Annotated in this window: 23 protein-coding genes and 2 tRNA genes; 16 read left to right on the top strand and 9 right to left on the bottom strand. The window is 65.0% G+C overall.

The window, feature by feature from the left end; translation table 11 throughout:
* Positions 1 to 47 precede the first annotated feature (47 nt).
* The 3 genes from ACA089_RS04010 to ACA089_RS04000 all read left to right on the top strand — a co-directional run bounded on the left by ACA089_RS04010 (position 48) and on the right by ACA089_RS04000 (position 3,113).
* Entirely contained in the window at positions 48 to 446 is a 399-nt protein-coding gene (locus ACA089_RS04010; protein WP_372013588.1) for a heavy metal-responsive transcriptional regulator, read from the top strand.
* A complete protein-coding gene (locus ACA089_RS04005) occupies positions 443 to 2,812 on the top strand; it encodes a heavy metal translocating P-type ATPase (protein WP_372013586.1) in 2,370 nt (789 codons plus the stop codon). The genes ACA089_RS04010 and ACA089_RS04005 overlap by 4 nt, the downstream gene beginning before the upstream one ends.
* A 130-nt stretch (positions 2,813 to 2,942) precedes the next feature.
* The gene (locus ACA089_RS04000; protein ID WP_372013584.1) at positions 2,943 to 3,113 is read left to right on the top strand and encodes a hypothetical protein; all 171 of its coding nucleotides are present in this window, start codon (positions 2,943 to 2,945) and stop codon (positions 3,111 to 3,113) included.
* 92 nt (positions 3,114 to 3,205) lie between these two features.
* Here the strand turns inward: ACA089_RS04000 and ACA089_RS03995 are convergent, their stop codons facing one another.
* Positions 3,206 to 3,670, bottom strand: a complete 465-nt coding sequence (locus tag ACA089_RS03995; RefSeq protein WP_372013582.1) for a hypothetical protein — start codon at positions 3,668 to 3,670, stop codon at positions 3,206 to 3,208.
* Between the two features lie 475 nt (positions 3,671 to 4,145).
* Between ACA089_RS03995 and ACA089_RS03990 the strand changes: the two genes are divergently transcribed.
* The 4 genes from ACA089_RS03990 to ACA089_RS03975 all read left to right on the top strand — a co-directional run bounded on the left by ACA089_RS03990 (position 4,146) and on the right by ACA089_RS03975 (position 8,628).
* Positions 4,146 to 5,432 carry a tyrosine-type recombinase/integrase gene (locus ACA089_RS03990; RefSeq protein WP_372013580.1) on the top strand — a complete coding sequence of 429 codons (1,287 nt, stop codon included), beginning with the start codon at positions 4,146 to 4,148 and terminating at the stop codon, positions 5,430 to 5,432.
* Between the two features lie 370 nt (positions 5,433 to 5,802).
* Positions 5,803 to 5,997 carry a helix-turn-helix transcriptional regulator gene (locus ACA089_RS03985; RefSeq protein ID WP_372013578.1) on the top strand — a complete coding sequence of 65 codons (195 nt, stop codon included), beginning with the start codon at positions 5,803 to 5,805 and terminating at the stop codon, positions 5,995 to 5,997.
* A 10-nt stretch (positions 5,998 to 6,007) separates the two neighbouring features.
* Positions 6,008 to 6,385 carry a hypothetical protein gene (locus ACA089_RS03980; RefSeq protein ID WP_372013576.1) on the top strand — a complete coding sequence of 126 codons (378 nt, stop codon included), beginning with the start codon at positions 6,008 to 6,010 and terminating at the stop codon, positions 6,383 to 6,385.
* Positions 6,382 to 8,628, top strand: a complete 2,247-nt coding sequence (locus tag ACA089_RS03975; RefSeq protein ID WP_372013574.1) for a VapE domain-containing protein — start codon at positions 6,382 to 6,384, stop codon at positions 8,626 to 8,628. The genes ACA089_RS03980 and ACA089_RS03975 overlap by 4 nt, the downstream gene beginning before the upstream one ends.
* Here the strand turns inward: ACA089_RS03975 and ACA089_RS03970 are convergent.
* On the bottom strand, positions 8,625 to 9,362 hold the full coding sequence (locus ACA089_RS03970) for a hypothetical protein (RefSeq protein WP_372013572.1): 738 nt from the start codon (positions 9,360 to 9,362) through the stop codon (positions 8,625 to 8,627). The two genes, ACA089_RS03975 and ACA089_RS03970, sit on opposite strands and share 4 nt — an antisense overlap.
* Positions 9,363 to 9,920: 558 nt before the next feature.
* Here ACA089_RS03970 and ACA089_RS03965 point away from each other — a divergent pair.
* From ACA089_RS03965 to ACA089_RS03930, 8 genes are all read left to right on the top strand, one after another.
* Entirely contained in the window at positions 9,921 to 10,520 is a 600-nt protein-coding gene (locus tag ACA089_RS03965) for a recombinase family protein (protein ID WP_372013570.1), read from the top strand.
* Positions 10,508 to 10,924: a hypothetical protein gene (locus ACA089_RS03960; protein WP_372013568.1), complete on the top strand. Its 417-nt coding sequence runs from the start codon at positions 10,508 to 10,510 to the stop codon at positions 10,922 to 10,924. The genes ACA089_RS03965 and ACA089_RS03960 overlap by 13 nt, the downstream gene beginning before the upstream one ends.
* Entirely contained in the window at positions 10,914 to 12,302 is a 1,389-nt protein-coding gene (locus ACA089_RS03955) for a phage terminase large subunit (RefSeq protein WP_372013566.1), read from the top strand. The genes ACA089_RS03960 and ACA089_RS03955 overlap by 11 nt, the downstream gene beginning before the upstream one ends.
* Positions 12,293 to 12,619, top strand: coding sequence for a hypothetical protein (locus ACA089_RS03950; RefSeq protein WP_372013564.1), 327 nt, complete (start codon positions 12,293 to 12,295; stop codon positions 12,617 to 12,619). Before ACA089_RS03955 ends, ACA089_RS03950 begins: the two co-directional genes overlap by 10 nt.
* An 82-nt stretch (positions 12,620 to 12,701) precedes the next feature.
* Complete coding sequence (locus ACA089_RS03945; RefSeq protein WP_372013562.1) at positions 12,702 to 13,466, top strand: hypothetical protein; 765 nt, start codon at positions 12,702 to 12,704, stop codon at positions 13,464 to 13,466.
* Positions 13,463 to 13,585: a hypothetical protein gene (locus ACA089_RS03940; protein WP_372013560.1), complete on the top strand. Its 123-nt coding sequence runs from the start codon at positions 13,463 to 13,465 to the stop codon at positions 13,583 to 13,585. Before ACA089_RS03945 ends, ACA089_RS03940 begins: the two co-directional genes overlap by 4 nt.
* A gap of 209 nt (positions 13,586 to 13,794) precedes the next feature.
* The gene (locus ACA089_RS03935) at positions 13,795 to 14,049 is read left to right on the top strand and encodes a hypothetical protein (RefSeq protein WP_372013558.1); all 255 of its coding nucleotides are present in this window, start codon (positions 13,795 to 13,797) and stop codon (positions 14,047 to 14,049) included.
* A gap of 125 nt (positions 14,050 to 14,174) precedes the next feature.
* Entirely contained in the window at positions 14,175 to 15,089 is a 915-nt protein-coding gene (locus ACA089_RS03930; protein WP_372013556.1) for a DNA-methyltransferase, read from the top strand.
* Here ACA089_RS03930 and ACA089_RS03925 read toward each other — a convergent pair.
* The 7 genes from ACA089_RS03925 to ACA089_RS03895 all read right to left on the bottom strand — a co-directional run bounded on the left by ACA089_RS03925 (position 15,086) and on the right by ACA089_RS03895 (position 18,225).
* Positions 15,086 to 15,865: a PDDEXK family nuclease gene (locus tag ACA089_RS03925; protein ID WP_372013554.1), complete on the bottom strand. Its 780-nt coding sequence runs from the start codon at positions 15,863 to 15,865 to the stop codon at positions 15,086 to 15,088. The genes ACA089_RS03930 and ACA089_RS03925 overlap by 4 nt on opposite strands.
* Before the next feature lie 69 nt (positions 15,866 to 15,934).
* A complete protein-coding gene (locus tag ACA089_RS03920; protein WP_372013553.1) occupies positions 15,935 to 16,294 on the bottom strand; it encodes a hypothetical protein in 360 nt (119 codons plus the stop codon).
* 32 nt (positions 16,295 to 16,326) lie between these two features.
* Positions 16,327 to 16,629, bottom strand: a complete 303-nt coding sequence (locus tag ACA089_RS03915) for a DUF3892 domain-containing protein (protein WP_372013551.1) — start codon at positions 16,627 to 16,629, stop codon at positions 16,327 to 16,329.
* 183 nt (positions 16,630 to 16,812) lie between these two features.
* A tRNA-Glu gene (locus ACA089_RS03910) sits at positions 16,813 to 16,888 on the bottom strand.
* 37 nt (positions 16,889 to 16,925) lie between these two features.
* A tRNA-Ala gene (locus ACA089_RS03905) sits at positions 16,926 to 17,001 on the bottom strand.
* A 97-nt stretch (positions 17,002 to 17,098) separates the two neighbouring features.
* The gene (locus tag ACA089_RS03900; RefSeq protein ID WP_372013549.1) at positions 17,099 to 17,836 is read right to left on the bottom strand and encodes a sulfurtransferase; all 738 of its coding nucleotides are present in this window, start codon (positions 17,834 to 17,836) and stop codon (positions 17,099 to 17,101) included.
* Between the two features lie 35 nt (positions 17,837 to 17,871).
* The gene (locus tag ACA089_RS03895; RefSeq protein ID WP_372013547.1) at positions 17,872 to 18,225 is read right to left on the bottom strand and encodes a DUF6164 family protein; all 354 of its coding nucleotides are present in this window, start codon (positions 18,223 to 18,225) and stop codon (positions 17,872 to 17,874) included.
* Between the two features lie 88 nt (positions 18,226 to 18,313).
* Here ACA089_RS03895 and ACA089_RS03890 point away from each other — a divergent pair, with 88 nt between their 5' ends.
* The gene (locus tag ACA089_RS03890) at positions 18,314 to 18,751 is read left to right on the top strand and encodes an FKBP-type peptidyl-prolyl cis-trans isomerase (RefSeq protein WP_372017642.1); all 438 of its coding nucleotides are present in this window, start codon (positions 18,314 to 18,316) and stop codon (positions 18,749 to 18,751) included.
* Positions 18,752 to 18,756 lie beyond the last annotated feature (5 nt).

Here is an 18,756-nt window from a genome sequence, read left to right as displayed (position 1 = left end):
TTCACTCAAGGGTCCACACTGTTCCTATCGACGCATCGGGAACGGCCATGAACATCGGACAGCTGGCGCGCCAGGCGGGCGTGCCGATCGACACGATCCGCTACTACGAGCGCGAACAGGTGCTCCCCCCTGCCCCGCGCGGCGCCAACGGATACCGGCAGTACGCCGCGGAAGATGCGCGGCGCCTGCGCTTCGTCCGGCGGGCCAAGGAGCTGGGTTTCACCCTGGACGAAATCCGGGGCCTGCTCGCGCTCAGCGACGCCCGGCACGCCGACATGGGCAGCGTGCGCGCCGCGGCGCAGGAAAAGCTCACGCTGATCGGCCAGCGCATCGTCGAACTCCAGCGCGTGCGCGACGCCCTGCGGGTACTGGTGGACGCGTGCCCGGGCCACGGCGGCCTGGACGAGTGCCCGATCATGTCCGCGCTTTCGGGGGCGGAACGGTGAGCCACGGACACCCGCCCGGCGAAACGCCTGCCGGACCCGGCCATTGCTGCCATGCCCACGCGGGCACGTCCCCGCGCGACGACGCCGGCGTCCGCGATCCGGTGTGCGGCATGCAGGTCGAGCCTGGCCGCAGTCCGCACCGGGCCGCGCATGCGGGCATCGACTGGCACTTCTGCTCCGCGCGTTGCCGCGACCGCTTCCTGGCCGATCCCGCCCGCTACCTCCAGGCGCCCGGTCCGGCCGCCGCGCCGCCGGACGCGACCTACACCTGCCCGATGCATCCGGAAGTGCTGCGGGATGGTCCCGGGAGCTGCCCGATCTGCGGCATGGCGCTGGAACCGCTGACCCCGGGCCTGGACGATGGCGAGCACCCGGAACTGGTCGACTTCAGGCGCCGCTTCCTGGTGTCGTTGCCGCTGAGCCTGGCGACCATGCTGCTGGCGATGTTCGGCCACCTGGTCCCGCTGCTGACCGCGACCGCGCGCACGTGGCTGGAGCTGGTGCTGGCCACGCCGGTCGTGCTCTGGGCCGGCTGGCCCTTCCTGCAGCGCTGGGCCGGCTCGATCGCGACCCGGCAGCCGAACATGTGGACGCTGATCGGGACCGGCGTGCTGGCGGCCTACGCGTACAGCATCGTGGCAACGCTGGCACCCCAGGTGTTTCCGCCCGCGTTCCGCGAACACGGGCGGGTCGGTGTCTACTTCGAGGCCGCGGCGGTCATCGTTTCGCTGACGCTGCTGGGCCAGCTGCTGGAACTCAGGGCGCGCTCGCGCACGTCCGAGGCGATCCGGTCCCTGCTGGAACTGGCCCCGGCCAGCGCCCGGCGGCTGGACCCGGGCGGCGGCGAGCAGGATGTCCCGCTGGCGCAGGTGCAGCCAGGCGACCGCCTGCGCGTGCGTCCCGGCGAGAAGGTCCCGGTGGACGGGATCGTGCTCGAGGGGCGCTCGCACGTGGACGAATCCATGCTCACCGGCGAGGCCGTCCCGGTGGCGAAGGCCCCGGGCGATGCGCTGGTCGGGGCGACGCTCAATGGCAGCGGCGCGCTGGTGATGCAGGCCACGCGCGTGGGCGAAACGACGGTGCTGGCCCGGATCGTGCAGCTGGTCGCGCAGGCGCAACGTTCGCGTGCCCCGATGCAGAAGCTCGCCGACCGCGTCTCCTACTGGTTCGTGCTGGCGGTCCTCGGCGCGGCGCTGCTGTCGTTGCTGGCATGGGGGCTGTCCGGCCCCGAGCCTTCGTGGACACGCGCGATCCTGCATGCGGTCTCGGTGCTGATCATCGCGTGCCCGTGCGCACTCGGCCTGGCCACCCCGATGTCGGTGATGGTGGCGACCGGACGCGCCGCGCAGGCCGGCGTGCTGTTCCGCGATGCGGAAGCGATCGAGCGCCTGCGCGAAGTCGATACCGTCGTGTTCGACAAGACCGGCACGCTGACCGAGGGGCGTCCGGTGTTCCGGGAGGCCGTGGCCGCCGCCGCTTGGGATCCGGTGCGGGTGCTCACCCTGGCCGCCAGCCTCGACGCCGGCAGCGAGCACCCGCTCGCGCACGCCATCGTCGCCGAAGCCCGTCGCCGGGGCCTGGACCTGTTGCCGGTCGATGGGTTCGAATCCGGTGCGGGCACCGGTGTCCGCGGGCGCGTGGCCGGATCGGCGCTGCTGCTCGGCTCGCCCGCGCTGATGCGCGCGGCCAGCGTCGATTGCACCGCGCTGGACGCCCGTGCCGCGACGATGCGGAACGACGGCGCAAGCGTGGTGTTCCTGGCGGTCGACGGCGTCGCAGCGGGTTTCCTCGCGGTCGCCGATCCGGTCAAACCGGGCACGCCGGAGGCCCTCGCACGGCTGCACGAAGGCGGACTGCGGCTGGTGATGGCGAGCGGCGACGGGCGCGCGACCGCGCTGGCCGTCGCCCGGCAGCTCGGCCTCGACGAAGTGCATGGCGAGATGACGCCGGACGGAAAGGTCGCGCTGCTTTCGCGACTGCGGCAGGAGGGCCGCCGGGTGGCGATGGCGGGCGACGGCATCAACGACGCCCCGGCCCTGGCCGCGGCCGACGTCGGGATCGCGATGGGCACCGGCACGGACGTGGCCATGTCCAGCGCGCAGGTGACCCTGGTGAAGGGCGACCTGCGCGGCATCGCCGAGGCGATCGGCATCTCCGTCGCGACCGTGCGCAACATGCGCCAGAACCTGGCGTTCGCCCTGCTCTACAACGCCCTGGGCGTTCCGGTCGCCGCCGGGGCGCTGTACCCGTTCACCGGGCTGGTCATGTCGCCGATGCTCGCGGCGCTCGCGATGAGCCTGAGCTCGTTCTCGGTCGTCGTGAACGCGCTGCGCCTGCGCCGGCATGAACGGCGGCCGCGTCGATGAACGTTTCACCGCGCAGCCGGGAAGCTGAACACCTTACGCCGCTGTAGCGAACAGTCCACCCGGGATTTACCGCCGCCCCTGCATCGTTCGCCTGCGGCCAATCACGGCCGCTTGATCGGGAACAGCCGACATGGCCAACCAGAAGAACCAGAACGATCAGCAGCGCCAGAACCAGCGCGAACCCTCGCAGCCGGGCCAGCAGCAGCAGTGGCAGGACCAGAACGACCAGCAGAAGGGTCGCAACCCGCAGCAGCGCCCGCAGCAGGACCCGCAGAACGATCAGCACCGCCAGCAGCGCTGATCCCCTGGTCCGCTGCCGCAGGCGCGGACTTCACCGGCACGGGCCCGCACAAGCGGGCCCGTGTCGTTCGCCGCCGCTGCGCAGGTAGCGTTTCAGATGCCGGCGAATACCTCCGGGCCAAGCAGGATCGGCCCGGAATACGGCACCACACGCGACAGGTCCCGCGTCCCCGCATCACGCGCGAAGGTGAGGTGGGGCCGGTAGTCCGGCCAGTCCCACGAGGCCCCGGCCGCGCGGATCTCGTGGTGCCGGCGCGCGAGCACCGGGCTCTCGAATACGAGCGCGCACGCGCCTGCAGACATGGACTGGACCGCACGCGCCGGATCGGAAGGTACGAACAGATGAACGGGCGTCCCGTCATCGTGCGCGCGATGCGCCCGCTGCCAGAGCAGGGGTTGGCGGCTGTAGGCGACGGTCACGTGCAGCGTCGCCCGCTCCACCAGGGACGCGAACCCCTGGGCCCGGGCCCATTCGAGGATGTCTTCGCCGTTGTGCACGTCCCGCCGCACGTAAAGAGGTCGGGCGAGCGCGTCGTGGTGCGGGTACTGCGTGTTCATCGCCGCCAATTCTGCGACCGTGCGCGTCCGCGACGGAGCGGCCAGGAGGCACCACGTCTTTTGGCCCACGCGGGAGGCCGGGCGATCGGCTACAGGTCGCCCGACACCGGGCATTGCGCAGCGGTGCGCGAAGACCGCGCGCGAAGACCGCCGCATGCGATGCCGCATTCCGTCGGGCAGCGCGTCGAAGCCACCGGCACGCCACCATGGGATCAGCGGTTCGCACGCCATCGGCCTGGAAACACGAAGGGCCGCCTTGCGGCAGCCCTGCGTGGTGTTCCAGTTGGCGTCCCCACGGGAAGCCATACTAGAGACGTAGCGACACCTCGTTAGACGCTAATAGATCCATAAAAATAGCTTGTATATCAGCAAGTTGAGAATAGTTTTGGTCTAGCGTCACCTCGCCGAATCCCGTACTATCGCCGTCCGGTAGGCGGGTAGGAAGGTGGGTAGTACGATGCCAAAAGCAGCCAAAATGCTGTCGGCGAAGGCCGTGGAAAACTTGCGGCCAGTCCGCGGGCAGACGATCCCTCAGAGCTACGCCGTTGGCGGCGAGTCTCCCGGGCTGTACCTGCAGGTCGCCCCGAGCGGGGGCAAGTCATGGCTCCTACGGATCACCGTAGGCAAACGGCCGCACCCTGCGCAGCCGGGGGTGTTCCGGCAGCTACGCCGTGAATTCGGCTTGGGCCGCTACCCCGACGTGCCCTTGAAGGATGCCCGGGCCAAAGCTGAGGAAGTCCGGGTACAAATCGCCCGCGGGTGCGACCCGATCACCGAACGGAAGGCAGCAGCGAGCGCCGCTCTCGCCGAGCAGGCACGGCAAAAGACCTTCGCCGAGTGCGAGCGGGCGACCTTGGAAGTCAAGCGCCTCTCGATGAAGGGCGGTAAGACGGCTGCCCTATGGCGCTCTCGCTTCGACACCTACGTGCATCCCGCGCTCGGCAAGCGGATCGTCGGCGAGATCACCAACGAGGAAGTCGCGGCGGTCCTCGAACCCATCTGGCAATCGAAGCATCCCACCGCGCGCAAGCTGCGTCAGTGGATCAAAGCCGTTTTCGACTATGCAAAGGCCAAGAAATATCGCATCGGTGACAACCCGGCCGAGTGGAAGGGTTGCCTTGAAACCCTTTTGGGCAAGCCCCGCCACAATGAGCAACACCAGCCAGCGCTACCCTACGCACGCACCGCCGAGTTCATCCGGGCACTGGGCAAGCGTGGCGGCGACTCCGCACGCGCGCTGGAGTTCCTCATCCTGACTGCTGCGCGTCCAGGAGAAGTACGGGGCGCAACATGGTCCGAGTTCGACCTAGAAAAGAAGCTCTGGACGATTCCAGCGGAGCGGATGAAGGAAGATCGCATCCATCGCGTACCGCTTTCGGATATGGCTATCGCCCTCCTCAAGAGGCAGAAGAAAGCTGGCCGGAAGGTCTATCCATTCGCGAACACAAAAGGCGATCCGCTTTCCGATGCCGCGTTACCGAAATTGATCAAGGACATGCACGCCGCGGACGTGAAAGCCGGTGGCGTCGGCTACTTCGACCCCAACTATGGCGAGATTGCGGTTCCACATGGCTTCCGCAGCGCGATGAAGGACTGGGCACGCAGTGAAACGCAGTACGCCGATGAGGTGTCCGAACTCGCGCTTGCGCACGTGAACAACGATGCGACGCGCGCCGCCTATGCACGCGATGAACTTTTGATCCTTCGTGCCGGGCTGATGAGCGATTGGGCGAAGTTCTGTAACAAGACTCAATCGGCATGAAGTCCGGTAGTGATTGATTCATAAATCACGCAACCTCGCGAGACGGCTACGCTTTTCATCGCCAACACGGTTTACTTCTTCGGCAACTTCTTCGGGACTCAAATCGGATAACGCGACGTTTCGCTAGACTTCCCGACGTTTTTCAGGAGAATCGAACTCGATCCCTGCTGCGAGATGCGGACGTGGGACAAGATTGCTGCCGAACAACAAACGTTAGCGGTCGTGCGCGCGATGCGTCCCGCCGATCCAGCGGAAAGCCCTAGCCGGAGTTGTTCGATACCTGAGCGCGATGCGACGGGGCAGTGTGAGCCAACAACGGCTCGCGCTGCCCTTTTTGTTGGGTGCGTGGGCCCTTATCGGAACCAGCCCAATGCAAACGCAAGCATCGAAGTCCCTGCGCCCGAAGCAAGCCGCCGAGTTTCTCGGCATCGGCTTGAGCTCCCTCTGGCGCAAGCTGAAAGACGAGCCGACCTTTCCTCGTCCGCGCAAGTTGTCCGAGCGCGTCACCTACTTCCTCGAATCCGAGCTGGCCGACTGGCGCGATAGCCAGTCCGCAAGGTTTTGAGGACGCAGCCATGATCAAGAAGCAGAAGGGGCTAACGGCTGCCCCTCGTGAGCCGGAGCGAATCGATGCCGCCTTTGTAGCGTGGATGCTGCGCATTTCACCCATCGAGGTGTTCCCGCTAGGGGCTGATATCACCGAAGAAGATGACGCACAATTGATCCTTCAGGCAAGTCTCAAGGTCGATGATCTTGTTTCTCGCCTAAACGCAGAAGATGACGGCAGTCCCGATTTCAAGCGCCATCGCGAGTTGGTATTGATCTGCGCCAGCATCATGGATGGACGCTCCTATGCTCCACCCAAATCGATGTGGGGAAAGTTCGAGAAGCAGTATGGCCGCGGCATCTACCTGAGCCACAAGGCCCACCTCCGTAGGGAGTCGCGTGAATGACTCCGACGAACATCGCCGAATTCCTGAACTGGCTTCGCCCTGCCGGTAGCGTTGCGCTGACTTCGATTGTTCCCGACGGCAAGACGACAACCGCAACTTTCACTGACTACGCCGCCGCGGAACGCTGGGCGCTTGAACAGAACGCCGCCGGTAAGAACGTGTACTTCACGCCGCAGCCGACGCGCGGACCAGTGAACAAAAAGCCGACGAAGGCCGACATTGCCCGCGTGGAGTTCCTGTTCTGTGACCTCGATCCGTTCAGTGGTGAGGACCTCGACGCCGAACGCGCGCGTATCCGCAAGCTGTTGAACGGAAGCCTCCACGAAAAAGGCTATCCGGCACCGTCCATCACGGTTGATAGCGGGAACGGCTACAACGCATTGTGGCGGCTCGCGGAGCCTATCGACGTGGATGGCGACGCCGACAAGATCGCCGATGCCGAACGCTACACGCGCGAACTCGTCAACCGTCTGGGCGGGGACAAGGGAACGCACAATATCGACAGGCTTTTGCGGCTGCCGTTCACCCGGAACCTGCCCAACGAGACGAAACGGGAGCGTGGCCGTACGCCGACCGATGCGAAAGTGTACGACTGCCCCTCCGGCGCGCCCTATCCGCTGTCAGCGTTCCCGGCTATCGTCGCCAATTCTGCCCTTGCGAAGCCAACTGCCAGCAGGAAGGCCCCTAGCGCCACGCAGAAGCCTGCCCCGGTTCCGGCTGGCCCCTACGGTGTCGCCGAACTCGAAGCATGGGCGACGGCCAACGGGAAGGTACTCCCGGACGCAGCGCTGGCCGCGCTGGTCCACGGACGCGACGCCGATCCCGGCAAGTACCCATCCCGGTCGGAGGCGACTTGGGCCATCTGCTGCGGCCTCACTCGCGCGGGTATCCCGGATGAACTGATTGTCGCCGTCCTACTCGACAAGAACAACGGCGGCGCAGCGCATGTACTCGCCCAGCAGAAGCCTATGGTCTACGCATGGGGACAGGTGCAAAAAGCCCGCGCCGAGGTCGAGAAGCAGGCCTCCCTGCGCTGGGACCGGACCAACAAGGCAGGCGAGCCACTCCCCAGCTACTGGAACACGCGCGTTGCGCTGCAATTGATGGGCGTCGAGTGTCGCTATGACAAGTTCAGGGACCGCCACCTTGTAGGTGCCCATGAGCTTCAGGAGTTTGCAGGTGAGTTCTCCGACCATGCCGAGCGCATCCTGCGCGATGAAATTTTCCGGCGCTTCGGCTTCGATCCCGGAGAGCTGAGCACCAACAAGGCGGTCATGTCCCTATGCACGGAGAACCGCTTTGATTCGCTGCTCGATCACCTCGAATTGCTGCCCGCATGGGACGGCGTCCCGCGGCTGGATTCGTGGCTGGTCGACTACTGCGGAGCCGAAGCGAGTCCATACGTGCGCGATGCCGGGGCAACGTGGCTTGTTGCCGCCGTCGTGCGTGCCTACGAGCCCGGGACCAAGTTCGATTACATGCCCGTCCTGCTGGGTGGGCAAGGTGTCGGCAAGTCCACGGCGTTGCGGATCATCGCCGGTGACGACTTCTTCTCCGATGCCTCGTTTCTTGGCGCGCGCGACGTCCGCGAGGTTCTCGAAGTGACCCGCGGCATCTGGATACTGGAATGCGCCGAGTTGGATGGCATGGGGAAGCGCGACGTGTCGGCCCTGAAGGCGACGATTGCGCGGCAGGCCGACACCGGACGCCCGGCCTATGCTCGCTGCGCGGTCACGGTTCCGCGCCGGTATGTCCTTGCCGGCACGACCAATGAGGAACGGTTCCTGCTCGATCCCACCGAGAACCGGCGCTTCTGGCCGATTGCGGTGGGCGTGATCGACCTCGACGGCCTGCGTGCGGTGCGGGACCAACTGATCGCCGAAGCCTTGGCGCGCTACCGCTCAGGTAGCTACCGGCTAACCCTGTTTGGCGATGCTGCAACGGGCGCAAAGGAGGCCCAGGCCGAACGTCGAGTGGTCGATGACGGCTATGTCGAAAGGCTGGAAAATCTGGCTCCGACCGGCAAGCGTGATGGCCGCTGGATCGTGACCAATGAAGCCGTGTATCGATACCTCGAAATACCAATGAAAGAACGCTGCGGCGCGGTCCCGCGCAAGGTGCGCGAGGCGATGATGGCGCTCGGCTGGGTCATCGTGAAGGGCTCGGTTCGGGTTGCAGGCGAAAAGCAGCGCATCTATGTGTGGCCGGGTGATGATAAGCCGGGTGGAGGGGCGCCGTTCTAGTTAAGCCTGATGTCCGGACCCCTATCTTTGGGCCCATCGTTCTTGGGCCCGTCGTTCTTTGGTCCATCATTCTTGGGGCCATCATTGCGTGGCCCAACTCCGCCACTTCTGATATCTCCCGCGCGATCCCCAGCACGTCCACGAGGCTCACCTCCTGTGGATTTAGATTTGCTAGTTGCCTGCGATTGAGGCTGTGATGAGGCTTGCTGAGACGCCAACATTTCACGCTCTGCCTGCTCCTTGGCGGCCTTCTGTTTCGCTGCGAGATTGCGACGAGCTTGTACAATGCTACTTTGAACCTCCGCGAGCTTGTTCCGCAATTTGATGAGTTCGCGTCTCTCGTCGGATAGACGCTGGAGTTCTGCCTTCCCATCTACCACGGACTCCATGAAGTTCTGCTCGATTGCCTTTTGCTCGCTAATCGCGGCGACAGCTTGGCCTCCGCCTAAACCGGCCTTCGTCTTAGAGAGAGGATTGGGCGACGCGGCGTTACCCAGATTTTCTGCTGCTGCTTCCATCGCTTCTGCACCGGACTCAGCATGATCGACCATGCGTTCTTCCGATTGCGCAGCTTCGATTTCAGCTGCTCGACGTTTGTTGGCCTCCAATTGCCTATCGACGTATCGCACCGAGCGATCGGTGATCTGCTGTAATTCACGCAGGGATGGGGATTTATTCGACTCAGCCGCCTCTGCCAAACTAAAGGCAAACGGCAGCAAGATGAGGGCTAGCATTGATAGCTTCATGAGCCTTCCCCGTCGTTCGGCTATTGCTAGAACGGCTTACCGGTTGCTTCTCGGCCAGCCCGGAACGCTAAAGTGGCTCGACCAGCGTTCCGGCAGAATCCTCAAGAGGTGCTGGGACTTAGGTATGAAAATCGGCGCCCCGGAACGCGGAACGCTGGATTTCTATAGAGACTGTTTCGGGTAAGTGCCGGGGACGCGCTCAGGACACGGCGCGAGCCGGTCGCTCTACTGCTCCCCGAAGATTTCTACCTATTCCAGCGTTCCGGCGTTCCGAAGTAGCGAAAAGTCCACGGATTACCGACCGGAACGCTTCTGCTGGGCGGCGTTCCGCAGCGTTCCGGGGCGTTCCGCCCTCCCCTCTGAGCAGATCGCACCGCGCCGCCGCCCACCTGTGCCAAGCCACCATTCGGAAATCGTCTCCGGCCTGCCACGCGCCGCACTCCACGATTTCCACTCAACAACTTTCCCAGTTCTGCCTGCCAGTTAATCGGTCGATTTCCGAATGCCGGCCAGCTATGGTCTACGCCGTCTCACAGGAGAATGAGAATGGCGAAGGTGGCGTTGTACGTGCGGGTATCCACGCACAAGGACCAGACCGTTGAGAACCAGCTGATCGCGCTGCGGGAGTGGGCCCGGGCCGCAGGCCACACCATCGTGGCCGAGTTTGCCGATGAAGGCATTAGCGGCACCAAGGGCCGAGACAAGCGCCCGGCGCTGGACGCGATGCTGCAGGCCGCCGTCCGCCGGCAGGTGGATATGGTCGCGGTGACCGCGCTCGACCGGCTCGGCCGTAGCCTGCCGCACCTCGTGCAGTTGGCCGCCGAGCTGGAAGCCCTCCGCGTCGGCCTGTTCGTCCGCAATCTCGCGATGGACACCTCCACCCCGGCTGGGCGGCTGATGTTCAACGTGATGGGATCGCTGGCGGAGTTCGAGCGGGAGCTGATCCGCGAGCGCACGCTACTGGGCCTAGATCGTGCCCGGCGGCAAGGGAAGCGTCTCGGCCGGCCTCCGGTACCGGCGGAGACCGAACGCCGCATAGCGGCACTCCTAGGTGCAAAGACGCCGATCAACCGGATCGCCCGGCTGACCCGGGTCAGCATGTCGGTCATCTATCGGGTGCGGGAGAACATGGCATGCACGGCCTGACCTTGCCGGACCTGACCCCGCAGAACCTCGACACCGTCCGCCTGTTGGCTCAGGAGGGCTGCCGCGAGCACACCATCCGCCGCGCCCTGGGCCTGACCCTGCCGCAGTGGAAGGCCCTGAAGGAGGACACCGAGGCCGGCGAGCTGTCGCCGCTCGCGCTGGCCTTGGAGGAAGGTCGCGCCGAAGGTGCCGGGGACATCATCGCCTGCATGAAGCAGCGGATGCGGGAGGGCAGCGAGCGGGCGGCCGAGTTCCTTGCCGACCGGGTGTTCCAGCTCAACCGGGGCGACGGCAACGCCGAGGTGCCCCGTGTCGCTATCTACATCCAAGCGGCCCTGTCGCCGACCGAGTACGCCCAGGTGATCGCAGTCCAGCAGCCGGGGGCCCTGACCCATGAGCGTTGAGATTCGGCCGACCCCGTTCCAGACGCAGGTCCTGTCCGTGCCAGAGGATCATTTCGTGTTCCTGGGCGGAGGCCGCGGCGGCGGCAAGTCGATGGCCGTGCAGTTCCTGCTCCTGCGCCATTGCGACCAGTACAAGAACCGCGCCCGGGTTCTCGTGACCCGCCGCCGGTTGAAGTCGCTGGGCCAGTTCGCTGAGGAAATGCGCCAGCTCCTGCGCTCCGCCTATGGGCGCGACATTGCCTACAACCAGAACGACGCCATGTTCCGGTTGCCGAACGGCGCCACGATCCAGCTGACGCACGTCGAATCGGCGTCGGCGCTTTCTGACGTGGCGCAGGGTATGTCCTACACACTGATCGCGTGCGATGAGGCTGGCGAGGGTCCCGCCATCGAAGTGATCGACCAGCTCGGGCTCTCACTGCGAGGCAAGGACGTGCCGCTGCGGATGGTGCTTTCCGGCAACCCGGGCGGCACGAATCACGGCGCGCTCGCCGAGCGCTACGTCACCGCTCGCGAGCCTTGGGTGCCGTTCGAGTTCGAGGGCAATACGTGGGTCTACGCACCGTCGCGGCTGGACGACAATCCGCACCTGCCGGAGGCGTACCGCCGCAACTTCGAGGTGCTGGCGCGCACTGATCCGGCCCTTTACCGCGCGATGCGCTTGGGCGACTGGTCGGCACTGGTCGGCGATTTCTTCCAAGGAATATGGAACGCCGAGCGCATGGTCATCGACCATCACGACGTGCCGCTGGATTGCTTCGCCTCGCTCAAGCTATCCATCGACTGGGGCAGCGCCGCGCCCTGCGCGACGGTCCTTGTCGGGCAGCTCGCCTCCGGAGTCCGTCTGCCGGATGACCGGGTGATGCCGCGAGGTGCGTGGGTGGTGTTCGATGAACATGCCGAAATGGATCCACGCAACATCGCCCGGGGTACTGGCCGGACTCCGGGCCAGATTGCGCCTTCGCTGCATGCGCTGGCGGCGCGCAACGGTGTCCGGGCGCGTGGCGTGATCGATTCGGCCGCCGAGGCGCGCCAGATGGGTCGGGCGGAGGCATCCATCGCCGATCTGTTCCGCGAGGCTGGGGTGCGTGTCTCGCCTGCTAAGAAGGGTGCGCGCGTCCCACGTTTCGAGCATCTAAAGCAGCTCATGGTCAACGGCGAGTTCTTTGTCGCCCGCCGGTGCCGCATGTGGCTGGCGACGGTCCCGAGTCTGCCGCGTGATTCGAGGGTGCCCGATGACTGCGACAGCTCGGCCAATGACCACTTCCTCGACGCGACCAGCTACGGGATCGCAGGCGAGGTCGGCGGGCGCGTGACGCAGACGGGCTTCCTGCCTGAGCCGCGGATGCCGCGTGAGGAACGGGTGGTGTGGATTTGACCGAGGAGATGACGGTGCGAATTTCCTACATGCTTTTGGCGCTTTCCCTGACTGCCGGCAGCGCAAATGCCGGACAACCGGATCGGTTCAATGCCCGGGCAACATTGGAGCGGGCGAAGGTGGGCACGTACTCGCCGCGCGCGCAGCCGCCGGTGCGGGTCGAGGTGGTCGAGTCCGCGCGGTTTTCCAAGCGGCCCTATGGGAATCGTCAACTTCAACAAGAAGTCGAGCGGATGGACTGCCGTCGGGACGAGTCCACGAATTCCATACGATGCGTGCCGTTTGCGGCCGAAGAAGTAAAGCGACCCAAGAAATAACACTCGCGCGGGGCAAATCCGGTCCATATGGTCGGAAGCGAGCGGCCCCACTGGCTGGGCCGCGCGCTGAGGAATAGCCCCCATGCCCAACGTCAATTTCAAGACCATCCCCACCGATGTTCCGCTGACCGTCGAGAACATCGACCGGATCGCGGCCCGGGCCGCCGAACTGGCCACCGCCTTCGGTGCGCGCATCGCCAACATCCAGCAGCAGGTCGCCGACGCCCGCGACCGCTTCAGCCGGGACGGTGACGACCTTGTCCGTGAGACGGATGCCGCCAATCGCGCCGTCGCCAAGCAGCTCGCCAAGCGGCAGCTCGCCTCGCGCATCGCCAAGTTCCGCCTGACCATCGTGGAATCGAGCCGCGGACAGCGCGAGGAACTCCTGCGCCCGCTGGCGAAGGTCGCCGCCGATGCCGCGTTCCTCCTGACGCTGTGCCAGTCGCCGGCGCAGATGCTCGGCCGTGTCGCCCTGGGCGAGGCCCGGCGCACGCAATACCAGATGCAGCTCGAAGGCGCTGGTCCGGTCGAGCTGGAAACCGCGGCGATCACCGCGATTGCCACCGGGGACATGCCTCTGGCTGCCGCTGTCGCGACCGTGGTAGACCGCCGCCCCTCGGACCGGCGCCCGTTCTCGGTGGCGGCGTTTGCCGAGAGGGTGTGGGGCGCGCAGCACGCCGAGGTCGTGGGCAAGCTCAAGGGTGTGCTGCTGGCTGAGTCCAGCGCCCGGGCGGCCAATGACGAGTTCGTGCGCGGCAAGGCCGACCCCATCGCCAATCTGAGCAACGCGCTGGCGGCCCGCGCCATCGCGCAGGCCTCGGGTGAGGATGAGGAGGGCGCGGCATGAAAGGCGCTGTCCCCAATGTCCGGAAGGCTAAGGCCGTCCACGAGAAGAAGCAGGCTGAGCGCAACGCCAAGATGGCCCAGCAGAAGAAGCGTGCCGCGGCGACCCGCCGCGGTCGCTGACCCTATCGGGCCTCCTGGTGGCGAAGCGTCGCGCTGACCTGGCGCTACCGGGAGGCCCCGACCCTACAGCTGACTCCGGCGCGCGTGGGAGTGCGGACTCCGGGCGGCGCGCGCCGGAGGAGGCTGTTTCCCGGCAGGTAGCCGCGACCCGGGATGCGATGACCCAGCTATGGGCCGACCCCGGCTTCCGGGCACGTATATCCGCCCAAATGAAGGCCCGATGGGCCGATCCTGCCTACCGGGAGCGTGCCCGGGGCTTCCACCGCGACGAACGCACCTACCGCTGGCAGCACGTCGAGTCCGGGCGGATCGTGTCCCGCACCAAGGCCGAAATGCGCGAGGAACACGGACTTAGGCCCGATTCGCTGGACGGCCTCGTGGCCGGACGTATCCAGACCTCGCGGGGCTGGCGGCTCGCGCCGCGGTCCCTGCTGGGCGAGGGGCCGCGGTGGGTTTTCCCCTGACTGTAGATTGAGTCTCACCGCGTGAGTTTCCGATCCGACAAGCTACCAGTTACGATAGCTCTACAACTTCTACGTGCGACGCATCTTGGTAGGAACGTCGCCCAATTCGCACACGAAAGGCGCATATGTTCGAGGATGGGGAAATTAAGCAGGATTCTGGGAAGGCGTCACATGCGAAGTTCGACCTAGCTGGTCCAGCTTTCAACGAACGCGCCTATCTGAGGAAGAAGGCGACCATCAAGCCTTACTCCCGTACCGAGCATGGTGCGATCTTCGGCGAGGATTGCAATGTCTTCCTCCAAAGCATCGAAGATGAAACAGTGGACACTGTCTTTGCGGACCCACCCTTCAACCTCAAGAAGATTTACGGCGCGCGGTCCAATGACGACCTCACGACAGAGGAGTATTTGGCGTGGTGTAGGAGTTGGATCAACGAGGCTGCGCGCACGCTCAAGCCTGGAGGATCGTTTTTCCTCTACAACATCCCCCGATGGAACGTTCTCTTAGGCTCGCACATGACGGAGATTGGCTTAGAGTTCCGTCACTGGATCGCGATCAATCTAAAGCTCGGGCTTCCCATCGCAAAACGACTCTATCCCGCGCATTACAGCCTTTTGTACTTCACGAAGGGGAAGCCAAAGACTTTCCGGAAAATCCGCACCCCAATCCAGACTTGTCGGCACTGTGGCGGCGAGGTCAAGGACTACGGCGGCCATCGTGACGCGATGAATCCGAAGGGCGTCAACCTCTCCGATGTATGGGACGACATTCCTCCGGTGCGGCACTCCAAATACAAGTCCGGTGACCGCAAGGCAAACGCGCTTTCATCGAAGCTACTGGATCGAGTCATCGAAATGTCGACGGAGCCGGGTGATCTTGTTATAGACCCCTTCGGCGGGAGCGGCACCACTTTCGCGGTGTGCGAGGCGAAGCACCGCCGATGGATGGGGACGGACATTGATTTTGCTTCCGTTATCGCCGAGCGAGTCCATGGCGATCTGTTTTTGCACCGCAATGGCGACGTAGTGGACGTCGATTAGTCTTTCGCGGCTTTTTCCATCGCTTTCACCTTTTTGGCAAGTCGCGCCGCCCCCTGGGCGGCGAGGCCATCCGTTCCCTTCCCGATCCGCTGGACCTTGACCGAAGATTTGCTATCGTCCGCGTCCTGCTCAACCACGAAAACCTCCAACACTCCGTTGTCACATTTGATCGACTTCCAGAGTGGGAAGTACCAAGCCAACTCCTCGTAGTTGCCTACTCGATCCGTCAAGTACTGATACATTTTTCGCGATGGAACGACAAGAACGCCAGCTTGAATGTGTCCGAGCATCAGTCCTTGCGCGAGCTTATTGAGCGAGCGGTGACTGGATGAAATGTTTCCGGTTTCCCACTCGAAGCAAATTAATCCTTCGCCATTGAGATAGATTAAATCGCTCTTGCCGGGCTTCAAAACTTTTTCCGGCTTCGTGTCGTCCTTGTTGCGCTTCACCTTTGGCTTTGGCAGATGGTGCGGCGGAAATGGCACCTCCATGACCCAACTAGGCGTCGTGGGCAACTTGCCTTGTTTCCTCAAGGCACTGTACGAGTCCATTTTTCCGCCGGTCATGGCATCCAACGTCATTGCCTTGATGGGCTTAACGCCATTTCCTTCCCCACTTTTCTTGCCACTTTGAGCGTGAATCGTGAACTTGTCGGAGCCTGGCGGCCAGACGTTTCCCTCAATAGCGCGCTTGATATGTTCCCGCTGGCTCCTCCATTCCTCCGATTCCGGATAGGGACCCTTTGAAATCAAGGACTCGATGTGGACGATCTTCACTTGCCAAGCTCTCTGCCGGAAAGCCGCAAGTAATGCACGACCGTTCCCGCTTGTCGAGAAGGCGATGGGCTAGGTGTACCCCTTCGCCGCCTGCTGGGCGGTATCGCAGTCGGCATGGATCAGCCGGGTGTTCTCGGCCGTGTAGCCGTCGATAGCCCGGGCGCGGTCGAGGACGGCACCCCGCTCGGGTAGCGCCTCGTTGCATAGGGGGCAGATGCCGCCCTGTTCTTTCATCTTGAACTGCTTGAGCCTGCGCCGTTCCATTGGCTTGCTGCGCTCGTCATAAGACAGCTCCTTCGCGAGCTTCCTGCGATAGGCAAAGAGCAGCTCCTTGTCGCCGCCGCTCAGGCCCACGAGCCTCGCCCGCACTTCATCGAGCAAGGCGCGGGCGAGGTCGAGTTGGTCAGGTGTCAGTCGCGGATTGGCCATGCGCGCAAGATAGCCCGAGTCCCCACCGCCAGTCAGAACTCCGGCAGATTTTCGAGGTTGTCCCGGGCCTGTCCATTGTCCACGGTCTTGATGTACTCGACCCCGTTGACCTTGATGATGTAGACCGGCTGTCCCTTCTGCCACTGCCCGTTCGCTTGGGGGATCGTAATGAACGTAACCCCGTCCTTGATCGCTCTAACGATGGTCGCGCGCTCGTGCTCGGCAGCGGGGCCGAAGCTATCGCCGTTGTCCTGATGGATGCGTACCCGGTCGATGTGCGTGTGCGCCGCGTTGTACCGGACAGCCGAAATGCCGTAATCGGCCCACTTAGCCATGATGCCCCCTACGATGATTGGTAGGGTTGTTGTAGTAGGACGGTGTCGCATAGGTTGCGACACCAAAGAAAAAGCCGCCCAAGAGGGCGGCTTCGTCGTCTCATCCCATCCAACGCCCGTAGGTGGGTCGTTAGGTGGGTAGATCGGTCAACCCTGCGTAAGCTGCTGATCCGTCTACTGAATTGGCGTCCCCACGGGGATTCGAACCCCGGTCGCTACCGTGAAAGGGTAATGTCCTAGGCCTCTAGACGATGGGGACTTGAACCTGTCGCCCCTCCGACCCGAAGGTGCGGAGTTGGTGGAGCCAGCCGGGATCGAACCGGCGACCTCTTGCATGCCATGCAAGCGCTCTCCCAGCTGAGCTATGGCCCCACGAGCTGAGGAGCGAAATTGTATTCAGGCTTTTCGGGATGCGCAAGCCTTCGGCGTGAATTTTTTCACGGGACGTGCCCGCGCGTGCCGCCGGACCTCAGCCGGCCAGCGATCGCAGCTGCGGATCGAGGGCGATGCGCCCGTCGAACACGAAGCAGCGGCCCTCGTAACCCAGCCCGCCGACCTGTTCGAAATAGCCGAGGATTCCGCCCTCCAGCTGCAGGACGTTGTCCATTCCATCCTGGCGCATCCACAGCGCCGCCTTCTCGCAGCGGATGCCGCCGGTGCAGAAGCTCACCACCGTCGCCCCGCGCAGGGCCTCGCGATGCGGGGCCAGCGCCCCGGGCAGCTCGGTGAAGCGCGTGATCGGCAGGGTCAGCGCACCGGAAAAGCTGCCGTGTTCGACTTCCTGCGCATTGCGGGTATCGAGCAGGACCACCGGCCTGCCCTCGTCGTCGCGCGCGCCCTGCGCCAGCCAGCGCGCCAGGGTCGGCGGATCGACCGCCGGGGCGCGTTCGCCGCTGGCCAGCGGGGTGGCCGCCGGATGGCGGAAGCTGATGATCTCCGGCTTGACCTTGACCTTCAGCTGGGCGAACGGGACCGCCGCACTGTGGCTGTACCTGGCCTGCATCCCGGCAAAGCGCGGGTCCACGCGCAGCCCGTCGACGAACCCGCGCACGGCGTCGTCCGCGCCGGCCAGGAACAGGTTGATGCCTTCGGCCGCCAGCAGGATCGTGCCCTTGAGGTCGGCTTCGGCGGCGGCCTGCCGCAGGCGGTCGGCCAGCCCTCCGGGGTCGTCGAGGGCGGTGAAGTGGTAGGCGGCGACATTGAGCATGCCGCCATTGTACGGGGCGCCCGCCGCCGGCCCGGTCAGCGCAACAGCAGCCAGGGCAGCGCCAGCACCAGCGCAACGATCGCCACGATCGCCAGCAGCCGCGGCAGCACGTACCCGGGGCGCCGCGCCAGCAGTTCGAGGAAGCTTTCGCGCCCATGCAGGCGCGCATCGTCCCGCGCCCGCTCGCGGCGCGTGTCCTGGTAGGCGTCGAGCAGGCGTCGCGCCTCCGGATAGGCCGACGCATCCTCCAGCCACAGCGCGCCGGTGGATATTCCCCACGGTCCCGGCCGGGTCTCGTACCAGTCCACGCCGTGCGCGGTCAGCAGCTGGCGCACCTCGTCGGCTTCGTCGTCCGGCACGTTGCGCAGGTTGAACAGCAATTTGGCCATGCCCGCGATCATAAACGCCGTGCCGGAACGGGGCGACGCATCGGTTACCCTTGCCGCCCGCGCGAACCCCGGATCATCCATGTCCCGCCTGCCCGCCCTGCTCTGCCTGTCCGTCGCCCTCCTGCTGTCCGCCTGTGGTCCGGGCAGCGATGCGATCCCGCCTGGCGGCAGCGTGGCCGAACTGCAGCGGATCGACGATGCGGTCGGCACCGGCGCGCTCGCCTCGCCGGGCAGCGATGTCACCGTGCACTACACCGGCTGGCTCTACGACCAGCACGCGCCCGACCGGCGCGGCGAGAAGTTCGACAGCTCGCGCGACCGCGGCGAGCCGTTCACCTTCCTGCTCGGCGCCGGCCAGGTCATCCGCGGCTGGGACGACGGCGTGGCGGGGATGCACGTGGGCGGCCGGCGCACGCTGCTGATCCCGTCGGCCCTGGCCTATGGACGCAAGGGCGCGGGCGGCGTGATCCCGCCGAACGCCTCGCTGGTGTTCGAGGTCGAACTGCTCGACGTCACGCCCCGCTGAACGCC

This window comes from Pseudoxanthomonas fibrivorans, from assembly GCF_041464125.1.
Classification (GTDB): domain Bacteria; phylum Pseudomonadota; class Gammaproteobacteria; order Xanthomonadales; family Xanthomonadaceae; genus Pseudoxanthomonas.
The sequence above is the reverse complement of the archived record's forward strand: the minus strand, read 5'-3'. Positions and strand labels throughout refer to the sequence as shown.